The 18537-nt window shown below is 43.0% G+C and carries 13 protein-coding genes and 1 pseudogene; 9 read left to right on the forward strand and 5 right to left on the reverse strand.

Annotation, left to right across the window (positions count from 1 at the left end; translation table 11 throughout):
• Window positions 1-498 precede the first annotated feature (498 nt).
• A complete protein-coding gene (locus IQ246_RS21475) occupies window positions 499-5433 on the forward strand; it encodes a PAS domain S-box protein (RefSeq protein ID WP_194005367.1) in 4935 nt (1644 codons plus the stop codon).
• A 26-nt stretch (window positions 5434-5459) separates the two neighbouring features.
• Here IQ246_RS21475 and IQ246_RS21480 read toward each other — a convergent pair whose 3' ends face one another.
• Window positions 5460-6689: a TetR family transcriptional regulator gene (locus tag IQ246_RS21480; protein WP_194005368.1), complete on the reverse strand. Its 1230-nt coding sequence runs from the start codon at window positions 6687-6689 to the stop codon at window positions 5460-5462.
• A 173-nt stretch (window positions 6690-6862) separates the two neighbouring features.
• Here IQ246_RS21480 and IQ246_RS21485 point away from each other — a divergent pair, with 173 nt between their 5' ends.
• The 7 genes from IQ246_RS21485 to IQ246_RS21515 all read left to right on the forward strand — a co-directional run bounded on the left by IQ246_RS21485 (window position 6863) and on the right by IQ246_RS21515 (window position 14484).
• Entirely contained in the window at window positions 6863-7744 is an 882-nt protein-coding gene (locus IQ246_RS21485; protein WP_194005369.1) for a fatty acid desaturase, read from the forward strand.
• 406 nt (window positions 7745-8150) lie between these two features.
• On the forward strand, window positions 8151-8315 hold the full coding sequence (locus IQ246_RS21490) for a hypothetical protein (protein WP_194005370.1): 165 nt from the start codon (window positions 8151-8153) through the stop codon (window positions 8313-8315).
• A gap of 727 nt (window positions 8316-9042) precedes the next feature.
• Window positions 9043-10464 (forward strand): cadherin-like domain-containing protein, encoded by a 1422-nt coding sequence (locus IQ246_RS21495; RefSeq protein WP_194005371.1) that lies wholly within the window; start codon window positions 9043-9045, stop codon window positions 10462-10464.
• A gap of 293 nt (window positions 10465-10757) precedes the next feature.
• A complete protein-coding gene (locus tag IQ246_RS21500; RefSeq protein ID WP_194005372.1) occupies window positions 10758-11678 on the forward strand; it encodes a ribonuclease D in 921 nt (306 codons plus the stop codon).
• Window positions 11678-11914, forward strand: coding sequence for a hypothetical protein (locus IQ246_RS21505; RefSeq protein ID WP_194005377.1), 237 nt, complete (start codon window positions 11678-11680; stop codon window positions 11912-11914). Before IQ246_RS21500 ends, IQ246_RS21505 begins: the two co-directional genes overlap by 1 nt.
• 325 nt (window positions 11915-12239) lie before the next feature.
• The gene (locus IQ246_RS21510) at window positions 12240-13445 is read left to right on the forward strand and encodes an RNA-guided endonuclease TnpB family protein (RefSeq protein ID WP_194005373.1); all 1206 of its coding nucleotides are present in this window, start codon (window positions 12240-12242) and stop codon (window positions 13443-13445) included.
• A gap of 202 nt (window positions 13446-13647) precedes the next feature.
• A complete protein-coding gene (locus IQ246_RS21515; RefSeq protein ID WP_194005374.1) occupies window positions 13648-14484 on the forward strand; it encodes a tetratricopeptide repeat protein in 837 nt (278 codons plus the stop codon).
• A gap of 87 nt (window positions 14485-14571) precedes the next feature.
• Here IQ246_RS21515 and IQ246_RS21520 read toward each other — a convergent pair whose 3' ends face one another.
• The 4 genes and pseudogenes from IQ246_RS21520 to IQ246_RS21535 form a co-directional block, all read right to left on the reverse strand.
• Window positions 14572-16224: a sodium:solute symporter family protein gene (locus tag IQ246_RS21520; RefSeq protein ID WP_194005375.1), complete on the reverse strand. Its 1653-nt coding sequence runs from the start codon at window positions 16222-16224 to the stop codon at window positions 14572-14574.
• 9 nt (window positions 16225-16233) lie between these two features.
• The gene (locus IQ246_RS21525) at window positions 16234-16488 is read right to left on the reverse strand and encodes a DUF4212 domain-containing protein (RefSeq protein ID WP_194005376.1); all 255 of its coding nucleotides are present in this window, start codon (window positions 16486-16488) and stop codon (window positions 16234-16236) included.
• 197 nt (window positions 16489-16685) lie between these two features.
• On the reverse strand, window positions 16686-16844 hold the full coding sequence (locus IQ246_RS31335) for a hypothetical protein (RefSeq protein WP_339379159.1): 159 nt from the start codon (window positions 16842-16844) through the stop codon (window positions 16686-16688).
• Between the two features lie 363 nt (window positions 16845-17207).
• A pseudogene (locus IQ246_RS21535) lies at window positions 17208-18065 on the reverse strand (bifunctional lysylphosphatidylglycerol flippase/synthetase MprF); the annotation flags it as partial.
• Here IQ246_RS21535 and IQ246_RS21540 point away from each other — a divergent pair.
• Window positions 18043-18429 (forward strand): YbhN family protein, encoded by a 387-nt coding sequence (locus IQ246_RS21540; protein ID WP_244142114.1) that lies wholly within the window; start codon window positions 18043-18045, stop codon window positions 18427-18429. The pseudogene IQ246_RS21535 and the gene IQ246_RS21540 overlap by 23 nt on opposite strands.
• Window positions 18430-18537 lie beyond the last annotated feature (108 nt).

Below are 18537 nucleotides of genomic sequence, written 5' to 3' on the forward strand. Positions count from 1 at the left end.
ATGGGGAATGGGGGATGGGGGATGGGGCATGATAAAGAAGCTACCAATGCCCCATACTTCTCTACGAGAGGCTGCGCCAACGGCTTACCTCGGCTCCGGCTCCATCGAGCGACTTGTAGTGAGCTACCGTCGTCATAATATAATGTACGCATAATTACTTACGATAAAAATATTTTGTCATCCTGAATGAAACGTTGTGTAACGTTCGTGTAGCATATCGCACAAGAGATAAAATAACTTCATTAAACTTTTACAAGTACTTCCGGTTTAATACTGAATCATGGATTTCCAACTTAACGCTAAATTCATAAACATCTTATTGTGTCAAGATTCATTTAAATTCTTTTGCCATAAAGTATCAATCATTGGAAAAACGACCTGGCTCAGGCTTTTGAGATCTCCTTGAAATTTTTAGAAGAGATGCTGCGAAAAGTGTGTCATTTTTTGAATGCGATTCGGCTGAACGCAGCAAAGAACTTTTTTATAGACATTTTCCAAATGAGAACTAGAGTGGCTACACAGGTGCAGATATATAACCAGATTGCGATCGCATTGGGCGGAATCGTCGCTTTAATCGGTTTGGTAGTAATGATCGCATGGCATTTCCACCTGACTGCACTTGTGCAGCTGCTACCTGGTGCTGCACCTATGCGTTATAATACTGCCCTTGCTTTTCTACTTAGTGGGTTAGCACTGATAACGCTGGGATGCAAACAGCGAGGATTGGCAAGCGTGCTCAGCGTGATGGTTGGCGGATTGGGTCTGCTGATCCTAGCTCAGTACGCATTTGCAGTTGATTTTGGTATTGATCAACTGCTGATGCAGGATTACCTGACCAACAGCCTCTATCCACCTGGAAGTGGTTCAGCAACCATCGCTACAGATAGCAATCAACAATGGCTCATCAATATTAATCGTCCCCGGCCGGGTCGCCCCGCACCGAATACAGCTCTTGGCTTTGCTTTAGTCGGAATAGCATTGATGTTTGTGAATGTAACCTTGCGGAAAAACCGCCCCTCTCTGGCTGGTGGACTTTTAGCAGTTGGAGCGATCGCCCTCAGTAGTGTTGCGCTATTAGGTTACTTCAGTGGACTAGTAGCCGCTGATGATTGGGGGTATTTCACAGGAGTTGCCATTCATACAGCTTTCGGCTTGCTATTACTCGGTATTGGCATCCTGGTTTTAGCAGTAAACAGCCGTTGGAGTCGGAAGCGTCCCCGATGGTTGCCCTTACTACCTGGTTTGGGAATCTTTTTATTCAATCTATTTCTCTGGCAAGCCACAATTACTTGGGAACAAGTGAATTTGCTGATGCCAGTACAGTCATTTGCTACTTGCTATTCACTTCTGTCTCCTATTAGAAAAGTCGAAAGCGTAAATGGCATATTCTTTGCTTTATGCACAACTCTAGCCGTTCAATTTGCTGAGACTGCTCACCGATATGCGACCAAGTTAAAGCAGAGCAATCACCAACTCCAGCATCAGATTTTAGAACGCCAGCAGGTAGAAGCAGCGTTGAAACAAGCTTACGACGAGTTAGAAATTCGGGTGAGGAAACGCACCGCCAAACTGTATCAAACCAAACACCGACTTCGTAGCTTAATTGAGCAAGCGCCGTTCATCATTCAGCGCTTTGCCCCAGATGGTTCTTTACTGCATACCAATCCAATTTGGGAGCAAATTTGGGGAACAACACGAGACACTCTGAAAGAGTATAACTTGTTGGAAGACCCGCAAGTGCAAGAACTGGGGCATCTTTCAATGATTCAAAAGGCATTTGCTGGGGAGTCTGTAGCTTTGCCACCTGTTTTCTACAATCCTGCTATCAGTGGATGCAAAGGCCATGCTCTTTGGATTGAGTTATTCCTCTACCCAATCAAAGATGCAACTGACAACGTGCAAGAAGTTGTAGGAATTGCAAACAATATTACAGAGCGTAAGCAGGCAGAAGTAGTAGCACAGATCTCTCAGGAGCGCTTCTATCGAGCTATTCTTGATGCCCCAGTACCCATCATGCTCCACGCAGAAGATGGAGAAGTAATACAAATTAACCGAACTTGGAGCGAACTGACAGGCTATTCTCTCGAAGAAATTCCTACGATCGCTGCTTGGACTGAAAAAGCTCATGGTAAAAGACAAAAACTCGCCATAGCAGATATTGAACGGTTATATAAACTGAATTACCGTATCTATGAAGGTGAATATACCATTACCACTGCGGATGGTAAAACCCGTGTTTGGGTATTTAACTCTGCACCATTGGGGCGATCGCCTGATGGGAGACGTGTAGTAATTAGTACCGCCTTGGACGTGACCGAGCGCCAGCGGGCACAAGAAAGTCTGCGTGAGAGCGAGCAACGCTTGAGTATGGCAATTGAAGGAGCTGGAATGGCGACTTGGGATGTTGATCTATTAACTCAAAAGGCGCTGTGGTCGGCACAACACTTTAAACTCTTTGGGTATAAGCCAGTACCAAATGGTGAGGCGACACTAGAAATGTGGCATAGTCGTGTTCACCCAGATGACTTAGAGCAGGTGATGCAAGCATTAGAGCATGCTCAACATGAGCGCTTGCTATATTGCTCAGAGCATCGGATCATCCGGGTAGACAACGGACAGATCATCTGGGTAGCAGTATTTGGTCAGTTTCTCTATAACCAGAGGGGTCAGGGTGTGCGCTGTGTTGGTATTCTCTTTGATATTAGCAATCGCAAACAGGCAGAAGAAGCTTTACAACAGGCAAACGCCACCTTAGAAATCAAGGTAACAGAACGAACTGCTGAACTCGCTCAATCTAATTTTTACTTACAGGAAAGTGAAGCACGTTATCGCTCTGTAGTGAGCGCAGTGGCAGAAGGGATTATTTTACAAGACGGGGATGGAGTAATCCAAACCAGTAACGCCAATGCGGAGCGGATTCTCGGTTTATCCCTAGACCAAATGATGGGACAAACTTCCCTTGACCCCCGGTGGCGATCGGTTCATCAAGATGGTTCACCGTTTCCCCGTGAGCAACACCCAGCGATGGTAGCATTACGAACTGGAAAACCTATCAATAATGTAGTTATGGGAGTTCACAAGCCAGATGGTAGCTTAACCTGGATTTCAATTAATTCCCAACCTCTATTTCCAACTGACGGCTCTGTTGCTTGTGCAGTTGTTACCTCGTTTGCTGATATCACCGAACGCAAACGGGCAGAGGAACAAGTCCAGCTTTTGCAAACCTTAGCGCTAGCTATAGGAGAAGCAGAAGATTTTAATACTGCTTTAACCAGTATCCTGCAAACAATCTGTGAAACCAAAAGCTGGAACTATGGCGAAGCTTGGGTTCCTAATGCGAATGCAACTATTTTGCAGTGTAGCCCAGCTTGGTATAGCGATCGCAGCTCATCACCAAAACTCGATCAATTCCGAATAGAGAGTCAGAGAACCACCTTTGGAATCGGGTTAGGGCTACCAGGACGGGTGTGGGCATCCAAGCAACCAGAGTGGTGTGAGGATGTGTCACAATCAAAAACAGTTTATTTACGTTACCAAATTGCTTTGGCATCTGGCATCAAAGCCTGCTTAGGTATCCCTTTAATTGCTAATGATCAGCTGCTAGCAGTTCTCGTCTTTTTCAAGTTTGAATCCTGGCAAGATGACCCATATTTAATTCCAAATATTACAGCGATCGCAGCCCAATTAAGTTCTTTGCTACAACGCAAACGAGCCGAAGAAGCCCTTTTTCAAGAAAAAGAGTTAGCTCAAGTAACATTGCGATCAATTGGGGATGCAGTGATTACCACGGATGTCTTGGGTCAGGTACAATATCTCAATCCCATTGCCGAAACACTGACGGGCTGGAATCAAGCGGAAGCCCAAGGATTGCCCCTGACAGAAGTTTTTCGGGTTGTTAACGAAACCACTCGTGAGCCAGTGGCAAACCCAGTTGAACAAGCTTTACACAAAGGTTGTACAGTCAGTCTTGCCAACCATACCATCCTGATTGCTCGCAATGGGGATGAGTTTGCGATTGATGATTCCGCAGCTCCGATTCGTGCTAGCGACAATCAAGTAATTGGGGCAGTTATGGTATTTCATGATGTGTCTCACACCCGTAGCCTATCTCGGCAACTTACCTGGCAGGCTAGCCACGATGCTTTAACTGGACTGGTGAATCGTCACCAGTTTGAATATCAGATGGAGCAGGCTATCAATCAAGCCAAAATGCATAATCAACAACATGCTCTTTGCTATCTTGACTTAGACCAGTTCAAACTTGTCAATGATACCTGTGGTCATTTTGCCGGAGATGAACTCTTGCGTCAAGTTACAGCAGTGTTTCAAAGCCAAGTCCGTAAAACGGATATTTTAGCTCGTTTAGGTGGAGACGAATTTGGCTTACTGCTCAATCAATGCCCACTAGAGCAAGCACAGCAAATTGCTAATACTCTGCGCGACAAGGTTCAAGAGTTACGATTTGTCTGGCAAGGCAAACTTTTTACGGTTGGAGTCAGTATTGGATTAGTCATCATTGACGCATACAGTGAAAGCATCGCTAATGTCTTAAGTCTTGCAGATGCCGCTTGTTATGTAGCTAAAAATCGCGGGCGGAATCGGGTACATGCCTATCAAGCTGACGATCTCGATTTAGCAAGGCAACAGGGAGAAATGCAATGGGTGACGCGCCTAGCTCATGCTCTGGACGAGAATCGGTTTCGCCTCTATTACCAACCAATTGTTCCTGTTTCACAGACTGAATTGGGTGGGGAACATTATGAGGTACTACTGCGCTTGCTAGACGAAACTGGCAAAGTGGTGTCACCGATGGCATTTATTCCCGCAGCTGAACGTTACAATCTCATGCATCTAATTGATCGCTGGGTGATCCGCACTCTGTTTGCCACTCAAGGGGAGCACTACCGGAACACCTGGAGCCATTGTCAAGCAGTAGATAATTGCCAAAGTTATCTTTATGCCATCAATTTATCGGGTGCGAGCATCAATGATGATCAATTTATTGAATTTCTGTATGAGCAATTTGCTTTGCACCAAATCCCACCTCAAACGATCTGTTTTGAGATTACTGAAACTGTTGCCATTACTAACCTAAGTAAAGCTTCTCAATTCATCGGTGAATTAAGAAATATTGGCTGTCGTTTTGCTTTAGATGATTTCGGCAGTGGGATGTCCTCGTTTGCCTATCTTAAAAACTTGCCTGTAGATTTTTTGAAAATCGATGGCAGCTTTATTAAACACATTTTGGATAGTTCTATTGATTTGGCAGTGGTTGAAGCGATTAATCAAGTTGGGCAAGCGCTAGGGATTCAAACTATTGCAGAATTTGTGGAAAATGATGCCATTTTAGAAAAAATTAAAGCGCTTGGGGTGAATTATGCTCAAGGTTATGGCATTGCAAAACCCTGTCCTTTTGACTTAGTTGTTTATTAAAAAGCGTAGATCGATAGCTCACACTGCTATCCAGGCTTATGATCTAAACGGATTGCTTGTTCCAGCGCCGCCTTTTCTCTAGCTCTTTTGGCATAGGGCTGTAACCGGCTACGATCGCAAGCAGTTAAAATACTCAGGTTTTCTAAGCTAATACCTCGCATTAACATTTCTACGCACCAGGTTTGTTGTGCTTGGGCAATGGCTGGTGGTTGTCCTTGAGGAGTTAATAATCCCTCAGTCCATTTTTGCCAATGTACTTGAAGCTCTGATTCTGCAATTGGTTGAGCAGATCCGTTAACAAACATGGCGGGTTGACTATCTTTACGGCTTTTCAACCATTTGGTTAAAGGATTATTGGTGTAAGAACCATAGCGGTTCCCCAGAATCCACTGATTTACAGGTACTTGGCGGACAAATCCTGGGGTGGTGATTTGCAAGAAATGCCCTTGAGGATCATAGATTTGGTGCGATCGCTGCAAATTGACTATTTCTGTTACAGATAATCCAGCACCAAATAACACGTAAGCCAATGCATAATCTTGTACTCCTGACTTCCTGGCTTGTCGGAAAATTTCGTGGACTAAACCACCAGGTAAATCAGCTACTTCCCTACTAATAAAGCTTCCTGATAAGGATTCTATTGCTGATTCCGCGGAGAATGACATAGCGCCGTGTAAAAATAACTCCACTAAATTCTCCAAAAAATCATCTCGATCTTCCCAAAGTTCGTGAAATTCACTGGTAAATTCAATGACGGCATAGCCCAAAATCATCCCATTTAGCAAACTGGCTAATTTTTCTGCGGGTAAATACGTATTTAGGTGTCCTTGCTGGATTACAGTAGCTAAATACTGGGCTACATAGCGGTTTGCTTCTGTGACTCCTCTTCCTAAAGCGCGGCGATTTTCTGCGGGGAATTGGTCGGCTTCACCGACCACAGACCGGACAAACTCTGGTACTCGTTCTAATGCATGTAAGCTATCGCTTGCATAATCTTTGAGGGCTTGGTAGACATTCCCCGGAGGAGTTGCCCGACGTACCAATGACTCGCCTAAGTTTTTGAAGGCTGCGGATTCTTCCAAGACAGCTAAAAGCAGTCCATGTTTATTGCCAAAATTACGAAATAGTGTTACTTCATTAACTTCGGCTTTTTCCGCAATTTGGCGAGTTGTGGTGGAACTTACTCCCTGAGCCGTAAACAATTCAAGTGCGGCTTCAATCAAACGTTGACGAGTTGAAAGGGGTTGAGACGACATAAAGAAAATGCAAGTGACACTTGCATAAAAAAGAAAGAATTGGTAGCATAACAAATGTAAGTGATACTTGCTTTGCTTCACTGTAACAAACTAATATACAGAGCAGGTAAATCCCTGTAGGGTTGCACCCAGAAAAAAGCAAATCGCTTGATCATCCATAAACAGGAATTGTTATGACCGCAAATTTTCCGGCGTTCGCTGAAAGTGTTGGCGAAGCCATCGCCCCTGAGAGAGGAAATTCCCCTCGACTCAGATGGGTAAATGTGGTGTTTTTTACTGCATTTCATGCCTTAGCTCTCTTGGCTCCTTGGTTTTTCTCCTGGCCAGCATTAGGTTTGCTGCTGTTTCTTCATTGGTTGTTCGGGAGCATCGGCATTTGCCTGGGATATCATCGATTACTGAGCCATCGAAGTTTCCAGGTTCCCAAGTGGTTAGAGTATGCGATCGCCACCATTGGAGCTATTGCTCTCCAAGGAGGGCCCATTTTTTGGGTTGGTGGACACCGCCAGCATCACGCCCACACTGAAGATATCAACTTAGACCCCTACTCTGCTCAGCGGGGCTTTTGGTGGAGCCATATCCTCTGGATTTTCTACCCTCGTCCAGAGTTTTTTGACTATGAAGTTTATCAAAAATATGCCCCAGATCTAGCAAGACAACCTTTCTATCGCTGGCTAGATCGCTACTTCCTACTCCTACAAGTTCCCTTCGGGTTGCTACTGTATGCTTTAGGAGGGTGGTCTTTTGTAATCTATGGCATTTTTGTCAGATCAGTCTTACTCTGGCACTCCACGTGGTTTGTGAACTCTGCATCACATCTGTGGGGTTATCGCACCTTTGATGCTAATGACGGCGCTCGTAATCTTTGGTGGGTATCCCTGATGACCTATGGAGAAGGATGGCACAACAACCATCATACTTATCCCCATCTGGCCAAATCTGGATTGTTATGGTGGGAGATTGATATGACTTGGTGGAGTATCAAAGTATTGAAGACTTTGGGTTTAGCCAAAAAGGTTGTCTCGCATCCGCCTCAAGGCGCAGGGCAAAAATAAATTGCGATTGAACTATCATAGATTTTCTCTGCCGACGGCACAATTAGCAGTCGGCTTAGCAATTTGTAACAGAATGCTGTATTATTAGCGGTCTGCCCAACTCTGTTCATCAAGTAGAAAATACCATTGAGGAATAGAGAGGGTTGTTGCGTCAGTTTTTTGGATGTTTTTTTATTTGGAAGTCTCTAAGCTAAAGCTTACTTTTACAACAGCAGAATCCAGAAGCGATTTGGGCTACGTTGTAATTTGATTGCTGCATTCTACAACTAAGAACTTCAGCTTACCAATTCTGGTATTAGCAAACGCCTTAATCTATCACAAAATATTTTTGCAACAGTTCTAATGAATCCTTGCACAGGTACAAGCCAGAACAATTCTAGGACTAGCCCTTTCAAGGCATTGGGCATTGGGCATTGGGCATTGGGCATTGGGCATTGGGCATTGGGCATTGGGCGAATGGCAGGAAGAAAGATTCTGGAATTCCCCTGCCATCGGGTCTCAAGCTCCTCCATTTATGGATGGAGAACAACTTTCAATGTCTGTCGATACACGTAGCGCCATTGGATACTAAGTCCTGATTTCAAGCCTCTTCATTCATGGATGAGGTTTCTCCCCTGCCCCCTGCCTCTTATTGACACTGCAATACGAGCAAACCATTTGTAATTTACAGGACTTACGCAACTGGCATATTATTTTAAGTTCGTAGTAAGGATTTTAGTCCTTATTTTGAGGACTAAAGTCCTCATTACAAACAAAAAATTGAGATTTTTGTGACACTTGCGTAAGTCCTGATTTAATTGCGAATTGTTAGATCAAGCGTCCGGCAATTTCAGTGGACTTTTGAGGACAGAAGTGAAAACATGCTTAAATATTGAGTAATTTACTCAATCAAATTGTGCTGTATTTTTCTTTGTCTAGCGAAATATTACTAGTAACTATTTGTTAGTAGAAGCTCTCAGACTGGGATTGCTTAGCAATACCTGGTGACAACATCGGTATAATATTATATTTCTTCTTTCGACAGACCCCCAAATGAATCAAACCCAAAAAGCCGCTTTTAGGGAACTGGGTTTTTCTCGCCCCTATCTTGAATAGTGAATCGGTGTTCTAGCAGAGAAGACGCCAGGAAAGCCGAGAATTTCTAGAGTGTGCGTAACAACTAATGCGAATTGTTTTGTTCCCAGCGTTAGCGCTAGCGAAGAACGAGGAGCACTGGAAATTGTGAATTATTTGGTCAAGTTTTACGTCTAGACTCATCCGACAAACACAACCAAACAGGACTTGGAGAATCAACAACAATGGCAAATTCCGTTTTAAATCTATCTGACCTCAATGGCAGCAACGGCTTCGTGATTAACGGCATTAATCGAGATGACTTATCAGGCTTCTCCGTCAGCAATGCCGGGGATATCAACGGCGATGGCTTCGATGACCTGATTATCGGGGCATACCGTGCCTCCCCCAACGGTCAGGATAGTGCCGGGTCAAGCTACGTGGTGTTTGGCTTTGCAACTGCGGCTACCACAAACGAAGATACTGCTGTTAACATCCTTGCCCAAAATATTCTCCGTAGATATACAGATATAGATGGCGACACTTTTACTATCACTGACTTCACCAACCCCACTAACGGTACACTCACACTCAACGACAACGGCACTACAGACAACCGCAGCCATGACTTGTTCATCTACACTCCCAATGCCAACTACAACGGTACTGACAGTTTCGATTTCACTGTTAGCGATGACAAGGGCGGTGGCATTACCAGTACTTTTAAGCTCAACGTTAAGCCAGTCAATGATGCACCTCTAGCAGTTAATGATATTGTTACTACTGCTTTTAATACTGCCGTGAATATCAAAGCTAGTACTCTGCTAGCTAATGATACTGACGTTGATAGCAGTAACTTCAGCATTACTGGTGTGAATGGTGCAACCCAAGGTACTGCTGTGCTCAATGATAACGGCACTCAGGATAACTCAGCAGATGATTTCATCCTGTTTACCCCAACTGCTGGGTTTAGTGGCAATGCCAACTTCAACTACACCATTAGCGATGGTAGTCTGACTAGTACTGCTAGTGTTGCGATCGCAGTTAGTCCTAATACTACTGGCACATCGCGTAATCAGACTATTTTGGGCACTCCAGGCAATGACACCCTGACTGGTGATGCAGGTAACGATACCATCTCCGGTGATGCGGGTAACGACACTATCTCTGGTGGTGCGGGTAACGACACTATCTCCGGTGGTTCAGGTAATGACACCCTGACTGGTGATGCGGGTAACGATACTATCTCTGGTGGTTCAGGTAATGACACCATCTCCGGTAGTTCAGGTAATGATACCCTGACTGGTGATGCGGGTAACGACACTATCTCCGGTGGTTCAGGTAATGACACCCTAACTGGTGGTAGTGGCAATGACACCCTAACTGGTGGCAATGGTAACGAACTGTTGGTGGGTGGTATTGGTAAGGATACCTTAACTGGTGGCAATGGTTCCGATCAATTTCTGTTGGCTTCTAAAGAAGGTATTGATATCATTACCGACTTCCGTAAAGGTACGGACTTAATTGGATTGTCTGGGGGCTTCAGTTTTGCTCAACTGAGTTTTGCTGGTAACAATATTCTAGTTACTTCTACCCTTGAAATCTGGGCAACGCTGACGGGGATTAATACTACCACCTTAACTAGTTCTGATTTCACGAGCGTCTAATCTAGGACTTACGCATTGACAAGAAATACCAAATATGAGCTAAGCTGAAAAACCATATCTTTCGTAAGGGCACAGTAATGCTGTGCCCTTACAGCATGGTCTATTTGCGATCGCAGGATAATTAAGAAAAGCCTGAAACAACCTATTTTAGTTAATTCACATCACGATGCATTTGTACAGTGCGTAAGTTCTACAGAATTCCTATTTGATTTTTGAAAAAACTGCGTACACCTCTAACTTTGAATGCTAATTTGGAAAACTATAACTGATGATTAATACTCCAATATTAGCCAATGCCATACATTACTTACCCTAACGAAATTCGTGCTATTGTTGCCGAATATACCACAGCTAAAACCTTGTGGATAGATACAGAAGTCGCCGACTATAAAAGTCGTAATCCCAAACTGTCGCTGATTCAGGTGTTAGATGATCCTCAAGATATGAGTGGCGATCGCGTTTACCTTTTGGATGTCTTAGACCACCCTGATATCATAGCTGAGTTTATTGATCAAGTTATGGTAAATCCTAGCATTGAAAAAGTATTTCACAATGCCAGTTATGATCTGAAATTTCTCGGCAATAAGAAAGCGAAAAATATCACTTGCACTTTAGATACAGCAAAAAAAATTCCCTATTATCTATTGCCATTACCAAACTATCAACTCAAAACTCTAGCTACAGTACTTTGTAGCTTTAATAATATCGACAAACAAGAACAGCAAAGCGATTGGGGGAAACGACCTCTAACTGAAGAACAGATAGATTATGCTTATCTAGACTGTATTTATCTTGCTCAAGTACACTTGCACTTATTAAATTTACAAGCGAAAACTAGCCCCAATCCCGCAGCAGAAGACCTCACAATACTTGGTGCAAGATACATGCAAATTGAGGAGCAATGGAAGCTGTTAAATTCAGAATTTGAGCATTTGCAAGAGCGAATTAAAAAAGCTATGCAGGCTCAGAATGTACCTGAAACTTCTTATTGCAAACTAACTAGTTACGATCGCACCACTGTAAAAGTTACGTTTACAGAATTGGCAAGGTTAGCACAAACCCAAGACATTAATTTAGATTTTCCAATCACACTAACTCAAAAACTCCAAAAAGATTTAGGACAAAATTTAGAACAACTATCTGTAGATATTGATAAAACTACCGCTTGGCGGCTGACTCCTAAAACCCAGGAAAGAGATATTGAGGATGAGTAATGATGAAAACCCAAAATGAAATTATCAAACAGGGTTACGATGCCTTAATCAATTCTTTGGGAGTTGCCGATACTATTGGGTTTATTCAATATTTCAGTCCCGGTGAAGGAGACTACACCAAAGAACGTCACAGATGGGGCAAGCCACGAAGTTTCAATGCGTCCTTATATAAATCCCCTAATTTTAATTATGGGGATTCCCCTGTTGCCTGTTGCCCGTTAAGAGTTCCCTTTTAATAAATTATTATAAGAACGGCAGGCTGAAAACCCTTGAGGAACAGGCGCACCGCGCCGTATTACGTACTTCAGGCAAGGGAAGCCGCCTGAGAAGGCTTTAGCCTTCCGTGAGGTTATGTTTTTGTGGTTCCGGTAAAGTATCTATTAAGTCTTCAATAATTTGAGTTATTGTTTTATCTTTTTCCACTGCTAATAAGCGTAGTTTATTAATTCTACGTTCTGTTATACGTATATGTAAATCTTTCTTTACCATAACTTACACACGATGCGAACACATTTAGGTTAGCATATAGAAAGTTAAATAAAATAAGGAGGTGATTAAGTAGTGTTGGTACTAGAGTACAAAGTTAAAGGTAAGCGACAGCAATATCAAGCGATTGATGAAGCTATTAAGACTACTCAATTTATTAGAAATAAAGCTATCAGATATTGGATGGATGCTCCTATAGAAGTAAAAGTGAATCAAATTGCTTTGAATAATTACTCTACAGCACTACGTAAAGAGTTCATGTTTGTAGAACAGTTAAATTCAATGGCTTGTCAATCTGCTACCGAAAGAGCTTGGTCAGCTATTAATAGGTTCTATTCAAACTGTAAATCCCAGAAGTCAGGCAAAAAAGGCTTTCCCAGATTTCAAAAAGATTGTCGTTCGGCTGAATATAAGACATCAGGATGGAAGTTACATCCAACTAAAAGACGCATTACTTTTACTGATAAAAAAGGGATTGGTGAATTAAAGCTTTTAGGGAAATGGGACTTGCAAACATACAATGTTAAAGATATTAAGCGGATACGTTTAATTCGTCGTGCTGATGGCTATTACGCTCAGTTTTGTATTGGTGTTGATCTTAAAGACATTCAACCTCAAACAGATGCCGAGATCGGCTTAGATGTTGGGATTGAAAGTTTCTATTCTGACAGCAACGGATATCACCAACCCAATCCCAAGTTTTTGAGGAAAGCTGAATCAAAAATCAAGCATTCTCAAAGACGCATTTACAAAAAAGTGAAAGGTTCTAGCGGTAGAAGAAAAGCTAGAAAACTTTACGCCAAAAAACACTTAAAAGTAAGTAGGCAACGTATAGAACATGCTAAGAGAGTAGCGCGTTGCGTAGTCAAATCTAACGATTTAGTAGCCTACGAAGATTTAAGAGTTTCTAATATGGTTAAAAATCATTGTTTAGCAAAATCAATTAGTGACGCTAGTTGGTATTTGTTCCGACAATGGATAGAATATTTCGCACTCAAGTTTGACAAAATAGCTGTAGCTGTACCACCTCATTACACGTCTCAAAAGTGTAGTAGCTGCGGTGTAATTGTCAAAAAATCTCTATCAACCCGCACCCATAAATGTAGTTGCGGATGCGATTTGCATAGAGATGTTAACGCTGCGGTGAATATTCTAAATCTTGCAAAACAAGCTAGGGACGGGCAGTCCCGAAGTAACGCTAATGGACTAGTAACCTCTACGCTACTTGGTGAGTCAGTTGGCGGTGTCGGTTTCCGTCCCGCCAAACTGACGAACCCGTAAGGGCGAAAACCTGGTAGAGCAAGTAACTAGGTTGAAGTTAGAATCCCCGTGTCTTTAGACCGGGGAGTGTCAACAGAACTTATCTAGAAAAAACTTAAAATATTGAATAGCTGGAGTTAAATATTGTAAATTTGCTTCATTGTGGGGAGACTTATGATTGGTAATAATTTAATTTAGGTGTCATGGTGGTGTGTAGCAACTTATGAAACGGCGCTTATTTCAGCAAAAGCGAATAAGAGTAAGCAGAGCATTTACCATAGCTATTTTTGCTACATTAAGCGCTATTATGGGCGTTTCTTGTAGTAGAAACAAAGATGTATTGGTAACAGAAATAGGAGTTACTTCTCCTAGTCGTCCAGCTAAAACATCTAAAGCTGGGGAATTTTATATTCAGGGCCAGAATCAACATGCTAAAGGTGACTCCCAAGAGGCGATCGCTTCTTATAGCCAAGCAATTAGCCTGAATCCTCAATATGGAGAGGCTTACAATAGTCGGGGGCTAGCCTACTTTGATTTGGGAGACAAACAGAAAGCGATCGCAGATTACAATGAAGCCATTCGCATGGCTCCCGACAACGCCCAAGCCTACAATAACCGGGGGAATGCTCACGCCTCTCTAGGAGACAACAAAGCAGCGATCGCAGATTATAACCAAGCCATTCGCCTGGCTCCCAACTATGCCGAAGCCTACAATAATCGGGGGAATGCTCGCGCCGCCCAGAAAGACCAAAGAGGGGCGCTAGATGATTATGATCAAGCTATTCGCCTCGACCAAAAATATGTCATTGCCTATAATAATCGGGGAAATGCCCGCGCTGCCAATGGAAATCCACAGGGAGCGATCGCAGATTACAATGAAGCCATTCGCCTCAATCCCAACTTTGCCCCTGCTTACAATAACCGAGGAAACGCCCGTGCCGCCAATGGAGATAAACCGGGTGCGCTCAAGGACTTACAACAAGCCGCAGCTATCTTTAAAACACAAGGTAACAACGACTTGTATCAACAAGTGATGAATAACATTCAAGAACTTCAGTAGTGAAAACGCCGAGAAACGCAGATTTATCCTCCTTTGCGTACCTTTGCGCTTCCCTCAGCGTACCTTTGCGTTGGTTAATACACCCTATTATTCAATACCCGGACTACGGAGATCTTCCACCAAAGCCTGAATATGTGCTGGAGGAGGTGGAGTTAAGCGAGAAACTACCAGAGTCACCACTAAGTTAATAATCATACCCAAAGTCCCAATTCCTTCAGGAGAAACCCCAAAAAACCAGGGTTCCATACCCCCAAACTTGACGCCGACAATGTAAGTGATTGTAAAAATTAAACCCGTTAACATGCCGGCGATCGCCCCTTCGGAATTGGTGCGCTTATCGAAAATCCCCAAGAAAATCACCGGGAAGAAGCTAGCAGCAGCTAAACCAAAAGCAAAAGCCACCACCTCACTCACAAATCCCGGCGGATTTACCCCAAAGTATCCCGCAAGGACTAGGGACAGTCCTACCATGATCCGCCCAACAAATACCCGTTTTTGTTCTGAGGCTGTTGAATCCACTATTCGGTAGTAGATATCGTGGGCGATGGAACTAGAAATTACCAGCAACAACCCAGATGCTGTAGACAAAGCAGCTGCTAGCCCACCAGCTGCTACCAAGCCAACCACCCAAGGCGCAAGTTTAGCCACCTCTGGAGTGGAAAGCACAATAATATCTCGGTCAATTTTAATTTCGTTGGTGTCTTTATTTGGAGTTAATTGGAGACGCCCATCTTTATTTTTATCCTCGAACGCCAGCAGTCCAGTTTTTTCCCATTTGGTTGCCCAGTCTAGCTGCTGCACTTCTGCGATTGTATGATTGTGCAGGGAATCTATCAAGTTATAGCGAGCAAACATTGATAGAGCTGGAGCAGTTGTATAAAGAATGGCAATAAATAACAATGCCCAACCAGCAGAGAAGCGAGCCGCACGCACACTTGGTACTGTGTAAAACCGAACAATAATATGAGGCAAGCCAGCAGTGCCTACCATCAGAGCAATGGTAGTGAACAGCACATCTAACATCGACTTGTTTACAAATGGCTGAGTATACTCTTTAAATCCCAAGTCCAGCTGAATTTGATTAAGCTTGTCAGCAACATTACTAAAGGTAAATGCTAGTTGAGGAACAGGATTCCCTGTGAGTAACCAGGCGATCGCAATAGCCGGAATCAGGTAAGCAAAAATTAACACACAATACTGTGCTACTTGCGTCCAAGTGATGCCTTTCATACCACCCAATACCGCAAAAAAGCCCACGATCACCATACCGATGATCACACCTGTATTAATATCTACTTGGAGGAAGCGGCTGAAAACAATGCCCACGCCCCGCATTTGTCCAGCTACGTAGGTGAGGGAGATAAAAATAGCTGCAACTACCGCCACCAAGCGAGCAGTGTTTGAGTAGTAGCGATCGCCTACAAAATCTGGCACTGTATACTTACCAAATTTCCGCAAGTATGGAGCCAGCAATAACGCTAGCAGTACATAGCCGCCAGTCCAGCCCATCAGATAAATAGAACCGTCATAGCCCAAAAAAGAAATCAGCCCCGCCATCGAAATAAACGAAGCTGCGGACATCCAGTCGGCGGCGGTGGCTGCACCATTAGCAATTGAGGGTATTCCCTGACCGGCTATAAAGAAGTCTTTAGTATTTTCAACTCGTGATTGCCAACCAATGTAAATGTAGACGAGGAAGGAAAGACCAACTAATACAATAGTCCAAATTTCAACTGACACGGTTTTCCCTCACTTCTTGATATTATATTTGCGGTCTAGCTTGTCCATTTGGAAGGCATAAATGAAAATTAATGCCACAAATATTAATATTGATCCTTGTTGCGCCATCCAAAAGCCAAAAGGTACGCCAAAAAAACGGATCGCATTCAATTGTTGAACCAACAAAATACTGAAAACTAGGGAAACTAGTGCCCAGACAATTAAAAGATTACGAATTAAAGCAGTGTTAGCACGCCAATAAGAGCGGCGCTGATGTTCATCCATTGTTGTTCATCGTCGTCAGTGCATCAAAAATAATACCAAGAAGCCGATATTATACTGTTTAATATGTGTTAATTCTTTAATTTTTTACTAAATAGTATTTATTGTTAAAGTAATAAACTTTACTAAGTAAGGAGAAATTATCAAAGCGATCGCAGTTCCACACTTTCAGCTTGAGCAATTCAAAAGCTTTTTTACTACTAATTTTTGACTTGTAAGGACTTCACATTTATTTTACCGTCACTTACAATCGTGTAATTATTAAAGGTATCTAGGTCATTTACTAGCAAACCTACAACTTCAAGAATAGGGGTTTGGTCTTCGACTTTGGCAAGTTTGACTTTACGTTTAACAAGCATATTGATAGTTGCAGTGTTGCGATTAAACTCAAACTCGCCCATACCAACATACTCGGCATTATCTATATGTTATGTTCACAGCCAAGGCTGAATTAGTTCACCATTTTGGTTTCTAACACCTTTAACTCGCTTAATACTTGTTCTTTGATATGGGAATCATAATTTCAGGACTTACGCAAGTGTCATATTTTTAACGCCAGAGGTTGCCCAGAGTCAAAGGTCAAAAGTCCAAAAAACCTTGATTCTTGAACGCCACTTACTTCAAGTCGGCAGAGCCGCCCAACGCAGTGGCTCCCCTTGAATCTTATACCAGAAGCCTTGTGTGCCAGTTGCGTAAGTCCTAAATTTGACACTCAGGGCGGTTTAAGTTCCCGGTTTGAAATAATCGAGGAGGCGATCGCCTGAATCTGCGCGAATTAATGCCACAATCACCTCAGGTAAAGCGGCTAAACTGGGGTAAACCAAATAGCGCGGTTCCCACCGGGGGCGAAACTTTTCTTTGTAAGAGTGCAGTCCCTTGAAGTTGTAAAAACGATTCAAATGCTCGTAAAGATAGCCCAACACTTTCTCTAAGCTGCGTGATTCTGGGTTGTCCCCAACTCCAGCCAAAGCAGAAAGACCAAAATTAAAGCTGTCATAGCCGTGCTCTTTAAAGTGTTGGAGCATGGAAATAAATAAAAAGTCCATCGTACCGTTCTCAATAGCCGGGCGGTGTCGCATCATATCGATAGTGACTTCATTAAGCTGGTACTCCCGGACAATATTGGCAAATGCGCCGATTTTTCCTTCGGGATTACGCACCACAGCAATCTCGCACTCTCGCAAGTAAGCTTGATCAAACCAGCCCAAAGAAAAGTGTTTTTCTGAACCTTGTACCATCTTCAGCCATTCATCGCTTACAGGTTTGAGCTGGTGTAACAAATCATCGGCGATCGGTGGTTGGTAAAAGTTGATTTGGTATCCTAGTTTAGTTAAACGATTAATTGAGGGTCTAAAGTTTTTACCAGCTTTACCTTGTAACGTAAAAGTTTTCAGGTCAATGATAGCTTCTTCCCCAATCTTCAGAACTTTAAACCCCAGGGACTTGTATAGGTCAATATCATCAGGCAAAGTTTGGTAAAAGCCAGGATACCAATCATTACGCTGGCAAAACTGCAAAAATGCAATAATCGTCTCTTTGCGGTCTTCAATGGGCCCTATGGGATCTCCTAAAGCGATCGCTAACGAACTACGTGAGTATAATTATCATGATATTCTCAACTCTCTAGCTGCTATTCCTAAAAGTCGCTTAAGTTTGGCAATTGGGCTGACAGTTTTGGGTTATCTGATGATGATTGGGTACGATATCTTGGGTTTTAGCTACATCAATCGTTCTCTGACTTGGAACAAGATTGCTTTAACTAACTTTATTAGTTCTGCATTTAGCAACACTATAGGTTTTGCCTTGCTGACTGGTAGTGCTATCCGTTATCGATTTTACACAAGTTGGGGAGTGTCAAAACTAGCGATCGCTCAAGTAATTGCTTTCGTTAATTTTACTTTTTGGCTGGGGATGTTTGCTATTGCTAAACCACGTCTATCTTGAAACCCGTAGTTTTTCCTCATCTTCTTCAAGGTGATTTTTCACCCACAAGCGATCGCAAATTTCAAAAGGACGGGAATTAATATCTTGTTCAAAGAAATGAACCCGTTC

It is taken from the genome of aff. Roholtiella sp. LEGE 12411 (assembly GCF_015206995.1).
GTDB lineage: Bacteria > Cyanobacteriota > Cyanobacteriia > Cyanobacteriales > Nostocaceae > Komarekiella.